Origin of the sequence: Changpingibacter yushuensis, from assembly GCF_014041995.1 — a bacterium.
Taxonomy (GTDB): domain Bacteria; phylum Actinomycetota; class Actinomycetes; order Actinomycetales; family Actinomycetaceae; genus Changpingibacter; species Changpingibacter yushuensis.
Genome location: NZ_CP059492.1, coordinates 1,340,624 through 1,361,606, shown reverse-complemented (window position 1 = coordinate 1,361,606; position 20,983 = coordinate 1,340,624). Strand labels below are relative to the sequence as shown.

Annotated in this window: 15 protein-coding genes and 1 tRNA gene; 4 read left to right on the top strand and 12 right to left on the bottom strand. The window is 55.5% G+C overall.

From position 1 onward, the window contains the following. Nucleotides 1-5: 5 nt before the first annotated feature. The 4 genes from H2O17_RS05950 to H2O17_RS05935 form a co-directional block, all read right to left on the bottom strand. Nucleotides 6-185 (bottom strand): ubiquitin-like protein Pup, encoded by a 180-nt coding sequence (locus H2O17_RS05950; RefSeq protein WP_182048853.1) that lies wholly within the window; start codon nucleotides 183-185, stop codon nucleotides 6-8. A gap of 85 nt (nucleotides 186-270) precedes the next feature. Beyond that, a complete protein-coding gene (dop, locus tag H2O17_RS05945; protein WP_182048852.1) occupies nucleotides 271-1,860 on the bottom strand; it encodes a depupylase/deamidase Dop in 1,590 nt (529 codons plus the stop codon). 8 nt (nucleotides 1,861-1,868) lie between these two features. Beyond that, nucleotides 1,869-3,518, bottom strand: coding sequence for a proteasome ATPase (gene arc, locus H2O17_RS05940; RefSeq protein WP_182048851.1), 1,650 nt, complete (start codon nucleotides 3,516-3,518; stop codon nucleotides 1,869-1,871). A 104-nt stretch (nucleotides 3,519-3,622) separates the two neighbouring features. Next, entirely contained in the window at nucleotides 3,623-4,726 is a 1,104-nt protein-coding gene (locus H2O17_RS05935; RefSeq protein ID WP_182048850.1) for a tRNA (adenine-N1)-methyltransferase, read from the bottom strand. A gap of 105 nt (nucleotides 4,727-4,831) precedes the next feature. On the opposite strand from H2O17_RS05935, the gene H2O17_RS05930 reads away from it, so the two are divergent. Then, nucleotides 4,832-5,668, top strand: coding sequence for a RecB family exonuclease (locus H2O17_RS05930; RefSeq protein WP_182048849.1), 837 nt, complete (start codon nucleotides 4,832-4,834; stop codon nucleotides 5,666-5,668). A 94-nt stretch (nucleotides 5,669-5,762) separates the two neighbouring features. Here H2O17_RS05930 and H2O17_RS05925 read toward each other — a convergent pair whose 3' ends face one another. After that, on the bottom strand, nucleotides 5,763-6,596 hold the full coding sequence (locus tag H2O17_RS05925) for an undecaprenyl-diphosphate phosphatase (RefSeq protein ID WP_182048848.1): 834 nt from the start codon (nucleotides 6,594-6,596) through the stop codon (nucleotides 5,763-5,765). A gap of 63 nt (nucleotides 6,597-6,659) precedes the next feature. Here H2O17_RS05925 and H2O17_RS05920 point away from each other — a divergent pair, with 63 nt between their 5' ends. Next, nucleotides 6,660-7,598 carry an aldo/keto reductase gene (locus H2O17_RS05920; protein WP_182048847.1) on the top strand — a complete coding sequence of 313 codons (939 nt, stop codon included), beginning with the start codon at nucleotides 6,660-6,662 and terminating at the stop codon, nucleotides 7,596-7,598. A gap of 324 nt (nucleotides 7,599-7,922) precedes the next feature. On the opposite strand, the gene H2O17_RS05915 is transcribed toward H2O17_RS05920, so the two are convergent. Both H2O17_RS05915 and H2O17_RS05910 read right to left on the bottom strand, forming a co-directional pair. Beyond that, nucleotides 7,923-8,008, bottom strand: a tRNA-Leu gene (locus H2O17_RS05915). 241 nt (nucleotides 8,009-8,249) lie between these two features. Then, complete coding sequence (locus tag H2O17_RS05910) at nucleotides 8,250-11,828, bottom strand: S8 family serine peptidase (protein ID WP_182048846.1); 3,579 nt, start codon at nucleotides 11,826-11,828, stop codon at nucleotides 8,250-8,252. A 261-nt stretch (nucleotides 11,829-12,089) separates the two neighbouring features. Here H2O17_RS05910 and H2O17_RS05905 point away from each other — a divergent pair, with 261 nt between their 5' ends. Then, nucleotides 12,090-12,458, top strand: a complete 369-nt coding sequence (locus tag H2O17_RS05905) for a hypothetical protein (protein WP_182048845.1) — start codon at nucleotides 12,090-12,092, stop codon at nucleotides 12,456-12,458. Nucleotides 12,459-12,584: 126 nt separating this feature from the next. Here H2O17_RS05905 and H2O17_RS05900 read toward each other — a convergent pair whose 3' ends face one another. The 4 genes from H2O17_RS05900 to H2O17_RS05885 all read right to left on the bottom strand — a co-directional run bounded on the left by H2O17_RS05900 (nucleotide 12,585) and on the right by H2O17_RS05885 (nucleotide 18,244). Next, nucleotides 12,585-14,009: a glycoside hydrolase family 1 protein gene (locus H2O17_RS05900; RefSeq protein WP_182048844.1), complete on the bottom strand. Its 1,425-nt coding sequence runs from the start codon at nucleotides 14,007-14,009 to the stop codon at nucleotides 12,585-12,587. Continuing rightward, nucleotides 14,006-14,860, bottom strand: a complete 855-nt coding sequence (locus H2O17_RS05895; protein WP_182048843.1) for a PRD domain-containing protein — start codon at nucleotides 14,858-14,860, stop codon at nucleotides 14,006-14,008. Before H2O17_RS05895 ends, H2O17_RS05900 begins: the two co-directional genes overlap by 4 nt. A gap of 100 nt (nucleotides 14,861-14,960) precedes the next feature. Further along, entirely contained in the window at nucleotides 14,961-16,367 is a 1,407-nt protein-coding gene (locus H2O17_RS05890; protein WP_182048842.1) for a glycoside hydrolase family 1 protein, read from the bottom strand. Then, a complete protein-coding gene (locus tag H2O17_RS05885) occupies nucleotides 16,364-18,244 on the bottom strand; it encodes a beta-glucoside-specific PTS transporter subunit IIABC (RefSeq protein ID WP_182048841.1) in 1,881 nt (626 codons plus the stop codon). Before H2O17_RS05885 ends, H2O17_RS05890 begins: the two co-directional genes overlap by 4 nt. Before the next feature lie 233 nt (nucleotides 18,245-18,477). Here H2O17_RS05885 and H2O17_RS05880 point away from each other — a divergent pair, with 233 nt between their 5' ends. After that, complete coding sequence (locus H2O17_RS05880) at nucleotides 18,478-19,524, top strand: GNAT family N-acetyltransferase (RefSeq protein WP_182048840.1); 1,047 nt, start codon at nucleotides 18,478-18,480, stop codon at nucleotides 19,522-19,524. A gap of 93 nt (nucleotides 19,525-19,617) precedes the next feature. On the opposite strand, the gene H2O17_RS05875 is transcribed toward H2O17_RS05880, so the two are convergent. After that, nucleotides 19,618-20,931 carry a UTP--glucose-1-phosphate uridylyltransferase gene (locus H2O17_RS05875; RefSeq protein ID WP_182048839.1) on the bottom strand — a complete coding sequence of 438 codons (1,314 nt, stop codon included), beginning with the start codon at nucleotides 20,929-20,931 and terminating at the stop codon, nucleotides 19,618-19,620. Nucleotides 20,932-20,983 lie beyond the last annotated feature (52 nt).

The following is a 20,983-nucleotide window of genomic DNA, read 5'->3' as shown; positions in this document are numbered from 1 at the left end:
TGGGATCACTGGCCACCCTTTTGCACGAAACCTTGTACAAACTCCGAAGCGTTCGTCTCAAGGACGGAATCAATCTCATCAAGGAGCGAATCGACGCTGAAACCTTGGGTCTGCGCTTGTGGAAGCTCTTCTTGGTTCACTTCCTCAACGGACCGCCGCGGCTGCTTGAACTCCTGTTGTGACATTGTTGTACTCCTTAGCGCGGAATCGCGCTGCCTAACCTATATGGATATGTGGGGCGGTGTGGGTGTGTGCTATCTGGAGAGGGCTTCACCCTTTTGTGAGGCGGATGAGGAAATCTTCCACCGATTGGGAGCTTTCCAGCATCTGTCCAACCAATGGTCGAGTTCCACGCGAGGGCCGGATCGTTGGCAGGCGTACCAAATCCTTATAACCAGGAACATCCAGGATGATCCCATCCCAGCCCGCCGCCGCAACGTTCTCAGGGAACTTGTCAATGAGCCCACCACGCAGAAACGCACGTGTGGATTCGGGGGCATGGGTCGCTGCATACGCCACTTCTTGTTGGCTGAAAATGCGCTCGACTTGCCCCGCTTGATCTAACCTTCGAACAATCGAACGTTCGGGACGCATATCGTGCCATTGCAGATCAAGCGCACGCAGCTTGTCATTGTTCCAGTCCATTGCCCCGCGTACTCGCATGTTCTCGAGCAACTGGTATTTGGCAACCCATTCGACTTGGCGAGCTGCAGAGAAAACGTCCTTCTTCAGCGCATCAAGTACCTCTTGCCAGCGGTCGAGGACCTCCTGAGTATCGAAGTCGGGTTGCCCAAACCTAGCTATGGCGTCTCTGACCACATCAAGGTAAACCTGCTGGATCTCCAAGGCCGTCTTAGTTGTGCCGTCACGCATCTCCAACCCCACGCGAAGCGTGGGATCCTGAGAAACGATCCACGTTGCGGAAACCGGATCATCAAGCAGCAGAGAATCGAGTGCGAGCGGAATCTCTGTCTCTAATAGCCACAAGACGAGAGAGGTAGTTCCAACCTTCAGGAGGTTGGAGACATCGAACAGGTTGGCATCTCCGCCAATAACATGAAGACGACGCCATTTCTGCGGATCGGCATGCGGTTCGTCCCTCGTGTTGATAATCGGACGATTAAACGTGGTTTCCAGCCCGATGTCATTCTCAACGTAGTCGGCCCGCTGCGAGATCTGAAAACCCGGAACTTCGCTACGCTGGCCGAGGCCCACCCGCCCTGCACCGCACAGCACCGGCCGTGTGACGAAGAACGGCGTGAGGTAGCGTATGACATCCCCGAAGTCCACTTCACGGCGCATCAAATAGTTCTCGTGCGAACCGTAGGCAGCACCTTTGCCATCCACATTGTTCTTATATAAGACGATTTCGCGGCCTCGCCTTTTGAGGATTGCCATCGCTTCGGCTATGACGTGTTCGCCGGCGCGATCCCACAACACCGCCTCGCGCGGATTTGCCGTTTCGGGAGACGAGAACTCCGGATGGGCGTGATCCACGTAGAGCCGTGCACCATTGCGAAGTACAGCATTGGCAGCGCGCGGCCGCGTGAATTCACCGCTCTCAGGCCGTTCAAGGCGTTGCAGGCGGGGGCCATCACCTGATGGTGCCACGAAGTTCGGATCGTCGGTGAGCTGTGACGGATGCGCCGCGGCACGCTCAATGCGATACCCCCGAGCATCATTGAGCGGATCTTCGCCGTGAAAATCCCACCGGATGGATCCTACCGCGCTTGAGCCACTGCCCTCATTGCCATATGCCTCTACCACCTCTGCGGAAAGCACGATGGGATTGGCGTAAGGTTCGTTGGGTTCCAACACGCCAAACTCGGTCTCCATGCCGATAATTCGCCTAGCAGTCATCTCTCTCCTCAGATCAGACCATCGGGAACGACGTCGTCCCATTCATGAACCGTTCGGGGCCGATCCGGTGTAGATGCGATAATCGGTTCTCTGCGTCCGAGAGGACGAACCATCGTGACCCGCTCACCACGGGAACGTCCGTTCACGCGGGCCCATTCTTCTGGGCTAGTGGCGCTCGCCAGTTCCTCGTTCTCGCGTGTCTCTTCCCGAACGGCTGCGATCAAGTGATCCATCCCGATACCGCGGCGGCCCGTAGCCAGCAGTTCCTTGATAGCCAACTTCTTGGCGCGATCCACGATGGCCGCGATCATGGCACCTGACACGAAATCTGAGATGTACAGAACCTCACTCTGACCGTTCGCGTAGTGAACCTCGACGTACTCGTTCTCCGGAATTCGGGCAAACAAAGCATCCACTGTTCCCGCACGTAGAGCCTTCACGGCCTCATCACGGCCACCAAATAAGGTGACATCCTCAGAACGCAACGGAAGTGTGGAGACGAGGTACTTCCCGAGAATATCGAGGCAGCCATCATAATCAGGCCTCTCGATTCGAATCTTCACATCGAGCCGGCCCGGGCGCAGAATGGCCGGATCGATCATATCCTCACGATTCGAAGCTCCGATGACGATGACATTGTCCAGTTGCTCGACGCCGTCGATCTCCGCAAGGAGCTGCGGCACCACGGTGGTCTCAACGTCCGAGGACACACCGGATCCGCGCGTACGGAAGAGTGCTTCCATCTCATCAAAGAAGATAACAACCGGAATGCCATGAGCGGCGCGGTCGCGGGCGCGTGAGAAAATCTCGCGAATCTGGCGTTCCGTCTCCCCTACATACTTATCGAGGAGTTGAGGACCTTTGATGTTGAGGAAGTAGGAGCGAGCTGTAGCTTTCCCTGCGTGTGAAGCGACGTTCCTTGCTAAGGAGGTGGCTACTGCTTTGGCAATCAAAGTCTTGCCACAGCCTGGCGGGCCATACAACAAGACACCTTTTGGCGGCTTCAAGCCGTGTTCCCGGTAGAGCTCTGGCTGCTCAAACGGAAGTTCAACAGTGTCTTTGATCTGAACAATCTGCGGGGCAAGCCCACCGATATCCTCATAGGAGACGTCTGGAACCTCCTCAAGAAGAAGGTGTTCAACATCCGGGCGCTCAATGTGTTCGAGCACGAATCCGGCCCGCAAATCTGCCAGAACCGTATCCCCAACGCGCAGACGATCGGGATTGATCCGGCCCGCGATATGCAGCACACGAGTCTCATCTTGATGAATCTTGACTAGTACACGTTCCGGATCAATGACAAGTTCCACCGTCACAATCGTGCCAGTTGCCTCATATCCCGCATACCCGATCACGACTAGCTGTTCGTTCAGGCGCAGCTCCTGACCCGGTTTGAGTGCCTCAAGCGCCACCGAAGAAGCAGCTGCCACATTCATCTTCCGGCCACCCACCAATGCGTCCACCGAATGGTCCGCATCGTGAGCTTTGAGGAAAGTGGCGTATGAAGCAGGCGGACGCGAGAGCGACTCGAGTTGGTCACCCAGCTCAAGAATCCTGTCACGCGCCGTTTTCAGCGACGACGCAAGACGTTCGTTCTTTTCCTCGAGGGAAATGACTTCTTGGCGTAGTTCGTACAGTTCGCCGGGACCTTGAGACATTGACACCCTTCACATGTAGCTCACTCAATTCTAGGACAACGGGCCTGCTTTGCGGGGAGTCGTCTTAGGGAGCTCGTCACGTTACTGATCGGTATCAGTCTTCCTTACTGATCGGTATCGTCGTGCGCGTCACGAGCCGCTATCCGCGCTTCCCAGTTGGCTTGATTACGCTCGGAGATCTCGGCGTCAATCTTTGCGCGAATCTCCGCTCCGTGTGTGCCAGCAGTGGAATCGCCTGTGATCTCCACGTCCTGACGATGTGCGACGTCGCGGCGAACCCTACGCAGCTTCTTAGCGGAGATGGAGCGTTCAGCAAGTTCGTTATCTTCCCATTCGAACGCCTCAGAGTATGCGGCCTTCGCTGGACGTCGCGCTGGAATGAGCGGCGATGACTTCTCAGAAAGCTTGCGAGCCACAACAAGGAAGCCTGTGTGAGCAACCATTCGATGGTCAGGACGCACAGCAAGTCCCTCAAGATGCCAAGTCCGCACGAGTGTCTCTGACGCCTGCGGTTCCGTGAACCGGTCAGTACTACGTAAGGTCTCCACGAACCGTGACATCTGGGTCGTCGTCGCCACATAGACAAGAATCACACCACCGGGACGAAGAGCGTGGGAAGCCGAATCGATGATCTCCCACGGCGCAAGCATGTCGAGGATAACGTGGTCAAGGCTTGCTGGCTCCATCGCAGTCAATACGGCTGCTGCATCGCCGATCTTGACTTCCCACGGCAGTACTTCTTCGCCGTACCACGATCGCACATTGCCTTGGGCGATCTCAGCAAACTCTGGGCGCAACTCTGCCGAAGTTAGATGACCGTCGGAGCCCAACGCACTGAGCAGAGAGATCGAAAGAGCGCCGGAACCAACGCCCGCTTCGAATACCCTTGCACCAGGGAAGACGTCAGCCATATGCACGATTTGTGCCGCATCCTTTGGGTACACAACTGTGGCACCGCGTGGCATCGAAAGAACGTAGTCGGTAATGAGTGGGCGCAATGCGAGAAAACGCTTGCCCTCTTTTGTCTCAATGACAGTGCCTTCATCGGCACCGATCAGCTCAGAGTGGCTAAAGGACCCGCGGGTCGAATGGAAATAGCCGTCTCGGGTCAAAGAGATCGTGTACTGGCGGCCTTTGGGATCAGTCAGTTGCACCCGTTCCCCAGCACGAAATGGTCCTCGACGGCGGTCTGCGGCGTGTTCACTCATGGGATGCAATCCTACGTGGCGAATCCGCCATCCCCGAAACCGCGCCGCCGGGGAGATGTGTACGGGCCAAAAATCTTGTCCTTGGAGCAGACTAGGCTGGAGAACATGACAAAGCACGCAGCACTATCGCCCTCTCGGACCAAGGATTTTAAGCAGTGCCCTCTCATGTTCCGTTTTCGTGTTATCGACAAGATGCCCGAACCTCCCTCACCCGAAGCTCTGCGCGGTACCCTTGTGCATTCTGTTCTGGAGCATCTCTTTGATGTGGAGGCGGCCTCACGCACGGAGCAGACGGCCCAGGATTTGCTGCAACCGCGCTGGGATGCTCACCTTGCCAAGAACCCGGCTGATAGCGGACTCTTTGACTCACCCGCAGCACTAGACGAATGGCTAGGCAGCGCGCGCACCTTGATCGGCAACTACTTCAAAATGGAGAACCCGCAGTTCCTAGCTCCACGCGCACGCGAAAAGTTTGTCAATGCCACTCTGCCGTCTGGTCTGCACATCCGTGGCATTATCGACAGAATCGATGTTTCACCTCAAGGAGACACTCGGGTTGTCGATTACAAAACCGGCAAGTCGCCCTCTCCGCGATACCAAAATGGCGCGATCTTCCAAATGCGCTTCTATGCGGCGGCGCTCTTTCTCTCCACTGACCAGCTTCCGGCACGCACCCAACTGATCTATCTCAAGGACGGCCGCACACTCACCTATGATCCCGTGCCTGCAGATGTTGACTCGCTTGCACTCGAACTGGATTCGGCGTGGTCAGCTATTGAGGAACGCCTTGACAGCGGTGAGTTCGAGCCCAAACGCGGACCATTGTGCAACTGGTGCAAGTTCCAAGAGATCTGCCCAGAATTTGGGGGCCAGCCGCCACAGATGAGCAGCAAAGGAGCCCAAACCTTGCGAACTGCAAAAGGTGAGGCCTCGGGAAACTGAGGGTGTGGCTTGTGCGAGCGTTCGGGCGTTGCCTCCAAGCATCTAGCTCCAGGGTTGCTTGCCCGCGGATTCAGGTAGCGCAGCCAGAAGTGGATCAGAAGACTGACAAAGCTCCCACGCCCAGCAGCACAACCACGAGGATCGCCAAGAGCACGCGGTATACAACGAATACCGTGTACGACTTCGTGGAAATCATCTTGAGGAACCACACGATAACCGCATAGCCCACCACAAAGGCGATGATGGCTGCAAGGATGGTCGGCCCAAGAACTAGAGTTCCGTCACCACTTGACTTAAACAGTTGGAAGAAGCCAGAAGCCAGCACAGCTGGAACTGCCAACAAGAATGAGGCACGTGCGGCGGCCTCGCGTGTGTACCCCAGCAGCAGTGCGGTAGTGATAGTACCGCCGGAACGGGAAACGCCTGGAATCAATGCCAAGGCTTGCCCGAAACCAACGATGAGACCATCTCGAATGGACATGTCCTCCAGCTTGATCGTGCGCTTTGAGAACTTGTCAGCAAGCCCCAGCAACAAACCGAACACAGCCAACACGAAGGCCGTGATATAGAGGTTTCGTAGGCTTGTTTCAATTGTGTCCTGGAAGATGAATCCCAACACTCCGATCGGGATCGTCGCGATGATGATGATCCATCCCAAACGCACATCTGGATCTGACTGCTTGACTGGGTTCTTCCAGCCAAAAGGCAACGCTCGGAACCACTTCGTGATAATCGATACGATGTCATGCCAGAAGTACACAATGACTGCCAGCTCTGTGCCGATCTGAATGATGGCGGTGAAAGCTGCGCCGGGATCTCCCCACCCGAATAGGTCGCCAAAGATGCGAATGTGCGCCGATGACGAGATAGGCAGGAACTCTGTTAGTCCCTGCAAGAGTCCCAAGATAATAGCCTCAAAAATACCCACGATCGGTAGCTTATCTTTGCCTAGCAACTCGGTAGATGAGCGTTCTGCATTAATCTTGACATTATGAGGGAACGCACAGTTGGCCGAAGTGGCCTCGTCGTCGGCGAAATTGGCCTAGGCACACTGACTTGGGGCCGCGATACGAATGAAGACGAAGCACGCGGGCAGGTCCAAGCACTGTTGGATGCGGGCGGTAATCTCATCGATACTTCGCCCGCTTTTGGTCATGGTGCAGCCGAAACGCTTGTAGGAAAGCTCACAACGCATGAGTTTCCCCGCCAGCAGTTGGTTCTGTGCACACGTGCCGGATTCACCCGCGGACCAAACGGCCTGCGCTTCGGTGCTGGTCGTGGCTCCATTCAGGACTCTGTAAACGATTCGCTAGAACGCCTCGCAACTGACTACGTAGATGTCCTTCTACTTGGAGCGCCCGATCCCATTGCTTCAGATGAGGAAACGGCAACTGCACTTGCCAAGCTTGTCACATCAGGAACAGTCAGATACATCGGAATCATGGGCTATCCAGCATGGCGGGCAGCCATACTCCAGCAGCTCTTGAAGGAACGGCATCTTCCATCTCTCAGCGTCATTGAGACCGAGTATTCGTTACTAGCCCGCGAATGCGAAGACCAGCTCCTGCCATTTGCTGAGTACTGCGGTTTGGGAACGTTTGCTGCCTCCCCATTGGGACGTGGAGTGCTTACCGGTAAGTACCGCCGGTCAATTCCGCCAACTTCACGTGCAGCTTCAGAGCATTTATCGGCTTTCGTAGAGCCCTACCTTCGCGATCGGCAACGTCGAGTTGTAGAAGCGCTGGCACGGGCCGCCGATGGCCTTGGCCGCAGCTTGAGTGATGTGGCGCTTTCGTGGACTCTTCGCAATCCCGCAATTAGCTCGGCATTGGTGGGGGCACGCACGGCGGCGCAGTTCACATCTGCGCTCGCGTCCGGTGAGGCGCTGCCCGAACTTGTTGCGGCAGCCTTGGACGACGTAACAGACTAAGCCCTCAGACCCGTAGCGTTCTGCATAATGCGATGCCTGCGGTCGGAAACTGCATTCTGACCGCAAGGCTGAAGGCGCGCCCTTGTGAGTCTCCGCCCGAACCGGCAACACAGCGACCACCGGTTGATCGGAGCACGGGCCGCTCTTGCCACATCCACATGGGACCCGTGTCAGATTCAAGAGATCCTGTGTCAGGAGGGTGATATCAGCGGTTCGATGCGAGTGCTGATACTCGTAGTAGCGGCCCCATGAGATTGGCTATATAGCAACGAAAAACCTGCTTCTAGATGCTGTTACATGCATCTAGAAGCAGGTTTCATTTCGTGCGCGGAGGGGGACTTGAACCCCCACCCTCAAATAAGAGGACTAGCACCTCAAGCTAGCGCGTCTACCTATTCCGCCACCCGCGCAGGTGACTTGTTCAGGTTATCTCCCCGAGCAACGAATAAGACTTTAGCACGCGCCTTAAGCACCGAGCAAAACGGGCGGGGCCGTTCTGAGGGTGACGTGCATCGCGTTCTTAAGTTGCCTCTGACGTGGCCTTTTGACCACCCCGGACAGACATGAAGAGTGGGTTTTCGGGGAGCCCTACAGCACCCCGAAAACCCACTCTTTACGCATTGAAGGCTCAGACCTTCTACTGCGTCATGTTCAGCCTAGGTATGAAGCCAACGTGTCGGATCCTGAAGCATCCCAATCGCCCGTCACCAGCTGGCTGCTGGAACGACCAAAAGTGACCTTCGAGGAGGCAGTACCTCCGGTAAGTGCGTTGTTGACGTACACGGTTGCGCCACGCACAACCGAGATGGAGTCAACGCTGTCGCCATTGAAGTCTGCAACCAGAGGCTTGTCAGACGCCTTGCCATACACGTACGTGCGGGTGGCTGTTCCTACTCCAAGCTTGTCAACGAGCAAGAACTTATTGCCTCGCTTAACACCCAAGGTATCCGGACCGTCACCGTTCCAGTCACCGGCCAGCGGGGTATCAGTCGACTTTCCATAGACCACGGTCTTATCAGCAACTCCGCCGGTTGTGACGTCATAGTTGATGTAGAACTTGTTGGTGTTCTTGGCACGAACAGCAAGGTCATCACGCCCGTCACCATTGAAATCTCCGACAACTGGAGTGGAACCCGCCGGACCATACGTGATGGTGTAGCTGGTTGCGCCGGTGCGATTGGTGTCATAGAACGTGTAGGTGCGACCCTTGCGAACCGCCAAGGTATCGTAGCCGTCGCCGTCCCAGTCTCCCGCGAGCACTTGGTCCCCGCGAGCAACCTTCATGGCCAGGTCAGTAACAGTAGTCACCAGATCGGGCTGGAAGTAGACGTTGATGCCCTTGGACGAGTCAGAAACCGGCGCGACTTCATCGCCGGGCTCTGGAGCCGTGTACTCGCGAACGATGAACACTGGAGAGGTCCATGATTCGTAGTTATCTGCATCGTTTCCGGTGCTTGCTTGCCCCAGACCCTTTGTAACCTCAATACCGAGAACATAGCGGCCACTTGGAGCATCGGCAGTTGTGCCGTCACTAGAGACGTAGGTGCCATCCCATTCGAGCGGGATCTGGTACCCGGTTGAGGTTCCTTCACCATCGGACTCGTAGAGCGGCGTGGAAGAAAGCGGAGCGCCAATGTTGCCAGCGTCATCCACCGAATACGCCTGGATGCTCAGGTGACTGACGGGGTTCTCAATATGAAGAGCAACGGCCAGAATGTCGTCACCTTCCATGGAGTAGACGTGGTCAGTATCTTCAACAAGGTCGTAGCCATCCGCACCCGCATAAGCGAGCGTCGGCTCATAGTACGGCTCTGAAGGATCGATGTTGTTCTCGAGAAGGACATCCTCTGGGTACAGATCGCCATATGTCGAAAGCATGAAGGTTAGATCAGTTTCGTAATCACCCTTGAGCCCCATGAATGGGACGGATCGGACGGTGCCGTCGTCGCCGGCAAACGTAAGCCAAGCGCCGTAGAACGTTCCATCCGGAATCGCGTCACCGAGCCAAGATTCCGTTGGCTCGTCAACAGTGACGTCTACCGTCACTGAAGCGCCAGCACCAACGGTTACGTGATCAACAGGCGTTCCGTCGAGCGTAATCGCGGTGACGCTTGCGAGGTCCTGCGGAATGTCGTAATTGTCATTGGCATCTGCGTTCGCACCGAGCGCAACCGAAAGCCCCGAATCATCGACAACGAGGTCATATGTCACTTCATAGTTCTTGTTGTTCGTTATGGTGACTGGAGTGGTTTCGATGGCATCGCCATCACCAAGGCTGATCTCGGAAGGCGTGATCGTGGACGGCAAGGCAGCCGTTCCGATGCTGTTGCCTGAAACGGCCTCAGACACCGCGGAAGCGACATCAATGAGACCGGCGCCCTGGCGCACGATTGGCTCGTAGAAGTCGTAGTATCCGATTGAGTTAGCGACAGGAGTTGCAGTGTTCTGCAGCAGAGTCTTCACGGTGGTTGGAGTGAGAGCAGCGTTTGCGGAAAGCAACAATGCCGCAGCTCCAGCCACGTGAGGTGCCGCCATCGAAGTGCCACTCATGGACGTGAAACCGGATCCATCGCCGTCAGCCGCATCCAGCGGGTAAGCGGAGAAGATGTTTCCACCAGGCGCCATGACATTTGGCTTGAGAGACAAATCAGCCGCAACACCCCACGACGAGAAGTCCGACGTAATGCCACCGTTAGGATCCTGTGCGGTGGAATACTGATCGGTCCACGAAAGCGTCGTAGAACCGGCGGCAATTGCGCTGGCAAGCGTTTGGCCAGCTGCCTGTGTGATGGTGACGACCGGAATAGTGATCGCCTCGTCACCCTCCACGGTCGCGTTGATAACACCGGCGGCGTTGTTGTAAATGATGACTGCCGCGGCACCATCTTTCTGTGCCGCGAGAGCCTTTTCGTAGAAGGACGACGTGCCACGAGATACCAGCACAGCCTTGCCTGCGAACGGCTCACCGTCGAGATCTACAGCACCCGTCTCCTGACCTGCTGGGTATGCTGCGAGCTCCATATCACCCGACTTCGCCGGGGCCGGAGATCCGGTAGCGCCCGCGTAACCGTACAGCACGCCACCAACCGAGAACGCAGATTGCATGACGGTGGTGTTGTCCACTGACCCAACTGCAATGACCCCAGAGGCCACAGCAGGTGCTCCACCAAAGAAGAGACCGCTATCGCCCTCGTTGCCCTGTGAGACTGTAACGACAACCCCTGCCGAAGCAAGGTTGTTCGCAGCAACGGCTGTGGGGTAATTGGGCCATGTAACAGCTGCTGCACCGATTGACATGTTCACAACATCCATGCCGTCTGCGGCAGCCAGTTCCATGGCTTCGAGCATGACGTCAGAATCTGTAGTTCCATCACAACCGAACACACGGTATGCGCCGATGACCGCATCGGGAGCTACACCCGTGAAGTCGCCGCTGGGGGTGTTGTTGCCTGCCGCGATACCTGCGACGTGCGTGCCGTGACCGGCGCAGTCATCTGGATTGGAGTCAGGAACACGAACCGTGTCTGGATCGTCGGCGTTGTAGTCGTCTCCCACCAGATCGTAGCCAGCGACAACCTTCGTGGTTGGGAAAGAAGACTCACCACTCACGCCAGTCCCGCCCAACACTGGGTTATCAATGTCAACACCGGTATCGATAATGCCGATCTTGATTCCATCTCCGGTCACGCCCAGATCCTGCTGAACGTAGTCAGCTCCCGTCAGGGACTTGGCGGTATACATATCGGGGCTCGAAACAGATGTTGCCGTTTCGTCAGGCCGTTCGACGACGACGACCGGGAACACGGCTTCAACCTGATCCGAGTTAAGGATGGTATCGAGAGCTTCCGATCCGGCATCCACTGTCACACCGTTCCACAGGTCAACGAAGCTGTTCGTGACTTCAACGTCCTCGTCAGAGGCAGCCATCTCGGCTGTGAATGTGCGTTGCTGCTTAACGATTGCGGACTTTCGTCCACCTTGTGATGTGGCGTCCGCGGTGAGCTGGACAAACCATTTGCCCGTGGCATTGGTGGCTTCTGCCGCTGCGCGAAGGTCTTCGAGCGTCGGCTTGGATACGTCGGAGTTTTGCAACGACGCGAGGCTCTCGTAACTCAGTTCCGGGTTCTCTGAATCCGAAGCTAGGGCCGGTGAACCTGTGCCTAATGCCAGTGCTGCTACGACTGTGCAAACGGCGACGGCACGCAGTCTTTTCGGACCGTGCTGATTCATATAGTCATCCCCTCAGTGATGTCAATGATTGAGTGGCTCTGTTCGTGGAGAGTCACGTGGGCCAATAGTCTCGCAGCGAATGTGAACTCAGTGTTGCAGATCATATGGCGAGAAAGAGTTGACGATGCGTAAATGCTGCGCTAGCCGTCATAGGTGTGCAGACCTCAGTTGTGGATGTGTCAATCGCCATTAATCTCACTTCGTGATGCACAGTTCGGGTCTCCAATGGAACTTGTCAGGCGCGCAGGCTAATCTGAACGCATGGCTATTGACCCGCGCGCAGCACTCGACCGTCTCATCGGTGCCCTGGAGGACTTTCATCAGGTGGCAGTGAGCGCTCAAGATCCAGATGCGCCAAGTGTGTTGGAAACTGGCGACGCATTGGCGGATGCCTACACCGTCTATGACGATGTTATGTTCACCCAGTTTGGTGTCGAACTTCCGCTCGATGTGTACTCGACTGATGAAGACGATATCGAAGAGGACCTCGACGATGAGGAAGACGCCGTCGATCTGGACGATGATGAGGACGACGCCGTCGGTCTAGACGATGACTATGACGAAGATGAATCCGCCTCAGATGCGGACTTTGTGGACTTTGACGAGGAAGACGATATCGACTTCTCCTGAAGAAAGCTGGATCTGGCAGTGCCAGCCCCGTTTACTGCGCGCAGTGGGCCTCCCAGCGCTTATGTGCCGGGAGGCCCACTGCCTCATCGCTACCATGTTGCCCAATGAGTCCGAAGACCCTCAGGGTCAGAGCGAAGCACCATTGGATTCGATGATTTCCTTGTATGCATAGAACGACTGCTTGCGATACCGCTCCAAGCTGCCTGAACCGTCGTTATTGCGGTCCACGTAGACGAACCCATACCTCTTGGAGAGCTCTGCGGTGGAGGCGCTTACCAAGTCAATCGGACCCCACCATGTGTATCCAAGGAGGTCCACCCCGTCTTCGATGGCTTCACGAACCTGAATAAGGTGATCGCGCAGGTACGCCGTTCGATATCCATCCTCGACGGTCTTGACGCCGTCCACCTCAGTCAGCTTGTCCATGGCACCAAGTCCGTTCTCTACGATGAAGAGCGGCACCTGCCAGCGTTCCCAGAAATCATTGAGTACAACTCGTAGGCCCACAGGATCGATGGACCAACCCCACTCGGATACCTCTAAGGTTGGGTTCTGCACACCACCCATGATGTTGCCTCGTCCCTCAACCCGCTTGGACGGATCCGCCGTTTCGCAGACGCTCATGTAGTAGCTAAACGATACGAAATCCACAGTATTCTTCAGGATTTCGCGATCCTCGTCGGTGATGTCCAGTTCTACGCCGAGTTCCCGGAGCTTGCGCAGATAGTAACCCGGGTAACTGCCGCGAACATGTATGTCACCAAAGGCATAGTTGTCATGCTCGATGAGTTTGGCGGCCCAGACGTCGTCGGGATCAGGTGTAAGAGGGTAGGTGGGCATAGCGAGAATCATGCAGCCGATCTTTGCGTTCGGAGCCACCTCGCGTGCAATCTTGGTTGCGCTGGCCGAAGCCACGAGTTCATTGTGAATGGCTTGATACAGCTGTGTCTTGGAGAGCTGCTCCTTGGGCGTCCAGATACCTCCGGACATCAGAGGGGCGTGCAACACCGAGTTGATCTCGTTGAAGGTGAGCCAGTACGTCACTCGATTGCCGAAACGCTCAAACAGAGTTCGTGCGTAACGCTCGTAGAAGCCAATGAGACGACGATCTGTCCATCCGTCATACGCCTTCGCTAGGTGAAGTGGCGTTTCATAATGGGAGATCGTCACAAGTGGCTCAATGCCATACTTCTCACACTCGTCAAGTACGCGATCATAGAATGCGAGCCCTGCCTCGTTCGGTTCTGTTTCATCACCATTGGGGAAGATGCGGCTCCAGGCGATGGAGAATCGAAACACCTTAAAGCCCATCTCGGCGAACAGTGCGATGTCCTGCGCATACCGCGAGTAGAAGTCGATCGCCTCAAGCTTCAGATTGTCTTGCGTTGGTTCCTCTGTCGGAGCGCCCGAAATGCCCACCGGCATAACATCCTGAATGGACGGGCCCTTGCCATCGACGTTCCATTTCCCTTCAATCTGGTTTGCGGCGGTGGCACCACCCCACAGGAATCCCTCGGGGAAAGCCTTGCCTGTCAAGGAAGTGTTTGTCATTTCTGTTTCCTCTCGTAGTTTCCGGTCAGCCGGGCTATGTGAAGTATCAGGTAGGTCAGTTCATCGTCAGTCAGACGAGCATCCAGACGCATTTCGAGCACGACCCGAACTCTCTGTGCAGCTTGGGCTGCCACCGGGAAGGAGTCGCGCACGCTCTCATTGAATGCTTCTGACTGATCTTGAAGCTGTTGATCATTAGCCGCGCGTGTAAAGAAGTAGCGTAGGTGAGTAATGAAGCGGGCAGTATTGATGTCATCAGACGCGAAGTCCCGATCAAAGATCGATCGGAGCACGTCAAAGACTTGCGTGAGAGTCTCAGTCATCTCAAAGGTCTTGGACATGTCGTTGCCTGCGAAGGCATTGGCGTTCACAAGATGCAGCGTGATGGCAGTGGTCTCCTCGTCACTAATAGGAAGGTGCGTATCTTCGCGTGCCATACGAACGGCTTCCTTGGCCATGTGAAACTCAGCAGGAAAGAGTTGACGCACCTCTGACTTCAATGGGTGCGCAGAAACATCCCCTGCCTCGGCTCGCTTCACAGCGAAGGAAATGTGGTCAGCCAGTGCGATTGTGAGGCTCTCAGGGAACGTTACGTTCCAGCTAGCCTCCGCGAGATCGACGATCGTCCGTGCCAATGCGACATATTCAGGTGAGATATCCAGCAGGAAGTCTCGCAACGTCACGTATTCTTCGCGTGTCTCTGGCGAAAAGACCTGGATCACTTTAGCGAGATCTACGTGCTGCCCCGGTGACTTCTGAAACCCAATTCCACGACCGGTGAGAATACGCTGTGTGCCATCAGAATCGGTGATCAGAACGACGTTGTTGTTGAGCACCTTGACTATTTCCATACCAGCCTCCTTTCTGGATTGGATGGATGCGACAATAACCAGGTTGCAACTGGTGGACGTTCGCCCCAGAAGGTGCGAACGTCCACCAGCCTCTTTGCCGTCAGTTCAGATCGTCACCGTTGGAGGAGATGACCTTCTTGTACCAGTAGAAGCTGTCCTTCGGATATCGCGCAAGGTCCAACATGTCTCCTTCCCCGCGATTAACGAAGATGAAGCCGTATCGCTTGGCAACTCCTTGGTGTGTCGAAACTAAGTCAATTGCTGACCAAGGATTGTATCCAAGCACTTCGACCCCGTCTGTGATCGCAAGCTGTATCTGCTTGATGTGATCTCGCAGGTAGTTGATGCGGTACTGATCATGAACCGCACCATCTTCCAACTTGTCGAAAGCTCCCAGCCCGTTCTCAGTCACCAACAATGGGAGGTGGTAACGATCCCACAAAGCACGGAAGGTGTTCCGGAATCCGATCGGATCCATCTCCCACCCAAAGTCTGTGGACGGAAGGTGGGGGTTCTTGACACCGAGAAACACGTTCGCCTCGCCAGCAAAAAGCTGCTGATCAGAGGAGTCCGGTGTGGCTGCTCCTTCGGGTGCCGGCTTTGACACAGTCATCGACGCATAGTAATTGAAGGCGATGAAGTCCGGCGTGGCCGACTTCAACACGTCCATGTCCCCGGCTTCGACGTTCGGAGTGGCGCCAATCTCACGAAGGTAGCGCCACGCCACTGAGTTGTACATGCCGCGCACTGACGCATCCAAGTAGAACCAGTTTCGAATCGAGTTGAAGTCGTCCGCAGCAAGTACGTCCTCAGGATCGCAAGTCTCCGGATAGGTCAATGCGATGTTGGGGGCGGGCCCGATCTTGGCCGAAGGCAGCATCTCATGACAAGCAAGAATTGCCTTCGCCTGAGCAAGCATCATGTGATGATTTGCTTGGTATAGCGACGACTTAGGGCTACCCTTCTTGACTGTCCCAATGGCCTCCCCCACCAGGATCATCATGTTCTGCTCATTGATGGTTAGCCAATATGTAACCTTCGATCCATACTCAGAAAACAGAATTCGAGCGAAGCGTTCAAACGCGGCTACTGTATCTCTGTTCTCCCAACCACCTTTAGCGTCCAACGCCGCAGGCAGATCGAAGTGATACATCGTCACGATCGGTTCGATTCCATGGGCAATGAGTGAGTCAATCAGTCGGTGATAGAAGTCCACGCCAGCTTGATTGACTAGGCCGTCACCGTCAGGAATGATACGTGTCCACGCGATGGAGAATCGGTATGACTTCAGCCCCATCTGCGCGAACAGCGCAACGTCTTCTTCAACGTGATGATAGTGATCCGAGCAAACTCGGAAATCTGAGATTCCGGGTGCAGTGTGCCCATTCGCGTCGATGACGGACGGACCCTTCCCGTCTGTGTCCCATGCGCCTTCCACCTGGTAGGCGGAAGTTGATGCACCCCAGAGGAAACCCTCAGGAAATGTGTCAAGTTCGCGATACTTCATCCGACGAGCTGCTCTTTCGAGGTCGAGACACTGAGCACGGGAACGCCAACCGTTACCTGGCCTGGAGTCGAGGCATCGATGCTGCCCAGTTTCTTGGAGTTGGTAACAACCATGATCACAGTGGGATCGAATCCGGCCGCAGTTACCTTCTTGAGGTCAACTGAAGCGATCGGATCTCCGGCCGAGACATGATCTCCCTTGGCGACCTGAGGAGTAAAACCGTCGCCCTTCATCGAAACCGTATCGATTCCAATGTGAATCAGGACCTCGATACCTTCTTCGGAGCGAATGCCGTATGCGTGCCCGGTGGGGAATGCAGTGATGACAGTACCTGTTACTGGAGAGACGATGGCGCCATCCGAAGGAATCACGCCAACACCTGATCCCAGAACGCCTGACGCAAATGCCTTGTCCTGAACATCAGCGAGCGCGATCAGCTGACCGTTGACCGGAGAGACAAGTGCAGCGTTTGCACCGGGTTCAACAATGGCATCTGCTGCCACCGGCGCTTCGTCAACCTTGTCGTTATCCTTGGTCACACCAAAGAACAACGTGAGGAAGAATGCGACTGCCATGCCCACAAGAATGCCGATGACGAGCGTCGCGAAGCTTCCCTGGCCCAAGTAGGCCGGAAGAGACAGCAGAGAAGGAACAACAAACGTGCTGTTGGCCGCGCCACCGATGGCTGCGATCATTCCGCCAATTGCTCCGCCAGCAACACCGAAGTAGAAGGGGCGGCGCATCGGGAGGTTTACACCGTAGATAATTGGTTCCGTTACCCCTGCCAAGATGCCGGAAACCGCGCCCGGAATCGCAACTCCACGGCGTGCCTTCGACTTGGTGCGAATAGCAACTGCGATAGCAGCAGCGGCCTGTGCGAGCACAGCGGCTGGGATCGGTCCGGCTAGGAGAGAGTACCCCAAGGTAGCCAGATCGTTTATCATCACCGGAACGAGTCCCCAGTGCAGACCGAAGATCACTAGGACCTGCCAGAAGCCGCCAACCACAGCGCCCGCTGCCCACGGCGCATGAACGAAGAGGAACTGGACACCTGAGGAGATGCCGTCTGCAAGCAGAGTCGTGATTGGACCCACAACGATGAGAGCGAGAGGAACCATAACCAGAGTGACCAGAAGCGGCGTGGTGAAGTTGCGGATCATCGAAGGCAGTACCTTCTGGACCCACCGCTCTAGGTGCCCCTGAATCCACACAGCAAACAGGATCGGGATGACCGAGGACGTGTAGCTCATCATGACAACAGGAATACCCAAGAAGGTCACGCCCGATGCATCGCTCAGTGCGACGATACTCGGGTATACCAAGGCTCCTGCGATGGCCATTGCTGTGAACTGATTTGCCTTGAAACGCTCCGCTGCCGTAACAGCCAGGAAGATCGGAAGGAAATAGAAGACGGCATCGGAAGCCGCGTTGAGAATGGCGTAGTTGGATCCGGCAGTATCGATCCAGTTGAGCTGAACCGCCATAGCAAGGAATGCCTTGATCAGCGATACGCCTGCAAGGGTCCACAGGATAGGTAGGAAGATACTTGAAATCAGTTGGATGAACCGATTAAGAAGATTGCCCTTCTCTTCATCATCCGGTGGAACCTCGCCGTCGCCAGCAATCCCAGCGGCCTTGGTAAATCGCTCGTACACCTCAGGTACGTCGTCACCAATGACAACCTGGAATTGCCCACCGGCCTCCACGACTGACAGAACTCCGTTGATGGACTCGATCTTGGTCTTGTCGGCTTTGCCCGTGTCCTTGAGCTTGAGACGAAGACGTGTAATGCAATGTGTGGCGCTGGAAATGTTTTCCTTACCGCCAACCCCCGAAAGCACTTGCTCGGCGACTTGCTGGTAATCAGGCTTTGCCATGGTTCCTCCTTGAATCCCGCCAGAAAATAAAAAAAGACCCGAGCATAACGCCACAATTCGCTGTGTAGCATTTGCTCAGGTCTTGCCTCGAAAGTAACAACCCTGTTGTAAGACTAAGTGTCTTGCTCGGGAAGTCCAAGCACCACCGAGCAAGAATGTCAACAGTCTCGCACCAGCACAGCTTGTGAAGGCCCCAGAGATTGCCTTTGCCGTTCCCGACTACACTGGATGCCATGCTTCCAACCCAACTGACCACAGACCGCTTGGTCCTCTCCAGTCCTACACTCGCCGATGCACAAGCAATCACCGACATGTGCACGGATCCGGAGTCCCAAAAATGGACAACCGTTCCTTGGCCCTACACTCTTGAGGATGCTCACAACTTCATTGAGAAGATTGTTCCGGCAGCATGGGAGGCAGACTCCCCTACATGGTCTCTTCGCGAGAAGGCAGCGGACGGCACTTATGGGCGTACCATCGGCACAATCTCTTTGACTGGTGGCCATCCCACCTCCGAGATGGGCTTCATGATCGCTCCCCATGTTCGCAACAAGGGTTATATGAGCGAGGCCGTTCAGGCGGTACTTGACTTTGCGTTTGATTCGATGAGCCTAGAGTCGGTCATTTGGGAGTGTCTCATTGTCGACGGCGAACCGAACTGGCCCTCAGCACGCGTTGCGTGGAATGCCGGTTTCACTTTTGAGGGCAGAATTCGTAAGCACAGTACCAACAAAGGAAATGCATACGATTGCCTCATCGGTTCCATACTGCCTACCGATCCCCGCAAGCCACAGCATCCATGGATCGGCCCCGATTCGCGCCATCCGGCCATCGGGAATCCGCGTGATCCTGAACAGCTTGTCAGAGCCTTCCACACAACCTATGGTCTTCCGATCGTTGAAGGCGAACCAAATGCGGATCGCGAGAGAGTACACATGCGGCTCTCTCTGGTTGCCGAGGAATGTGCTGAACTCATTGGAGCTGTGTACGGCGAAAAGGCTCAAGCAATCATGACGGAGGCTTTTGGCAAGGCAAAGCAGGCCGACGACGGCAGCCGGGATACGGTCGAAGTGGCCGATGCGATCGGAGACCTTGTATACGTCGCGTACGGAATGGCGCTGGAACTTGGTATCCCACTTGCGGATGTGCTCGCAGAGATTCAGGCATCAAACCTCTCCAAGCTTGACGCAGATGGAAAGCCCATTTACCGGGAAGATGGAAAGGTTCTCAAAGGACCGAACTACTTTCGCCCCAACTTGCGCAGGGTCCTCGGCATCTAATTGTGTTCTTACTATTCAGGAGCTTGGGTAGTTCCTAGATTCGTTGCCGGGTAGCCCAGAGACTCCAGCTGGAGGGGCTGCCCGGCGCCCGCACTAGACCTGAGCAGTAAGGAGCACGCTTCCTGTCGCAACGTATCCCTGGGGAATGGTGACGTCTCCGGACACCGAGAACTCAGACGACTCCTTCAGTGAGGGTTCCCCAAGAATGCGCTCCTCGAAGTCGCGATATCGTCCGAAATACGCAGGATCCAAGGTGACAACCGGGCGAGGAGATACCTGCTCCACAAGCCTGTAACCACTGTCAAACTCATAGACGTCAGAGCGCAAGAGAAGTAAATCGCTCGTATTCTTCACCGGTAAGAATCGTGATGATGATACTTCCAGAAGTTCGGCGTGAGCAAAGATGGAGACCGCGCTTCCCATAGCTGTCTCGAGTTGAATGACCTCAGGAGACTCTTCATCGGTAATGTGTTTGTTGTTTGCGATTAACGGAAGTTCAAGGCCCATAGGGCCATCGACTTCGCGCAACGATTCAAGGTTAATCCAAAGATTGTTCGTGTTGAGGTACTTGTGGCGGTCGATATCCTGAAAGTACGGGATGTCCCCGGCCGGGGTCTGTGCAGTCTCGCGCAGGACCAACCTGTTGTTTTCAATAAGGCGCGCAAAATGCCCGCCTTTCTTGTCCATCGGTGTGCGCTTGACTACCTCAGCAGCGAAGTCGGCGCCGGATTCGGCGAACCATGCTGCGATGGAGACCTCTGGAACAGCGCCGAGATTGTCAGCGTTGGCGACAAAGAGGTATTTATAGCCGGAGGCGAGAAGCTGATCTAACAGGCCCGTTCGTTGTAACACTCCGTACAGGTCTCCATGCCCAGGAGGCGCCCACTCCAGATTCGGATTGTCTGGCCAACTAATGGGTTCATGCGAGCTCGCTAGGAGGCGCGGAACCACTCCCTGAAGAATCGATGTGGGGATGCCATCTGGGTTCTCCGGCAGTGCAACTTCACGCTTCGTATCGCGTTCCGTAGCCTTCGAATTCAGCAGAATCAATGGAAGGCGCGCACCGTGTGATTCTCGCAGAGCTTGGAGCTGTTTGAGAATGATGTCAATGAAACGTAGCGATCCGTGTGCCGAGAGTAGCGATTTCGGAGTGTCCAAACCCATGGTTGTGCCGATTCCGCCATTGAGCCGTAAGACTGCTGTTGTTTGAAGTGCGCTCTGGTCTTCATTGCTCAAATCCGCAACGTTGCGAATGGAACCAACCGGCGATATTTCGGTTTCTGACAACAGAGTCCTTGCGCCAGATGTAAACCTGTCATACGCACGCACAAATGTGGAGATCTCTGCCTCAGAAATATCGGCATCCTGCATCTTTGCCAGAATAAGCTCTTTGCTGTCCCTTGCCATTGTTTGACCCTAACAGATACGCAAAAAGTTGCTCAACATGTGCTCAAACTTG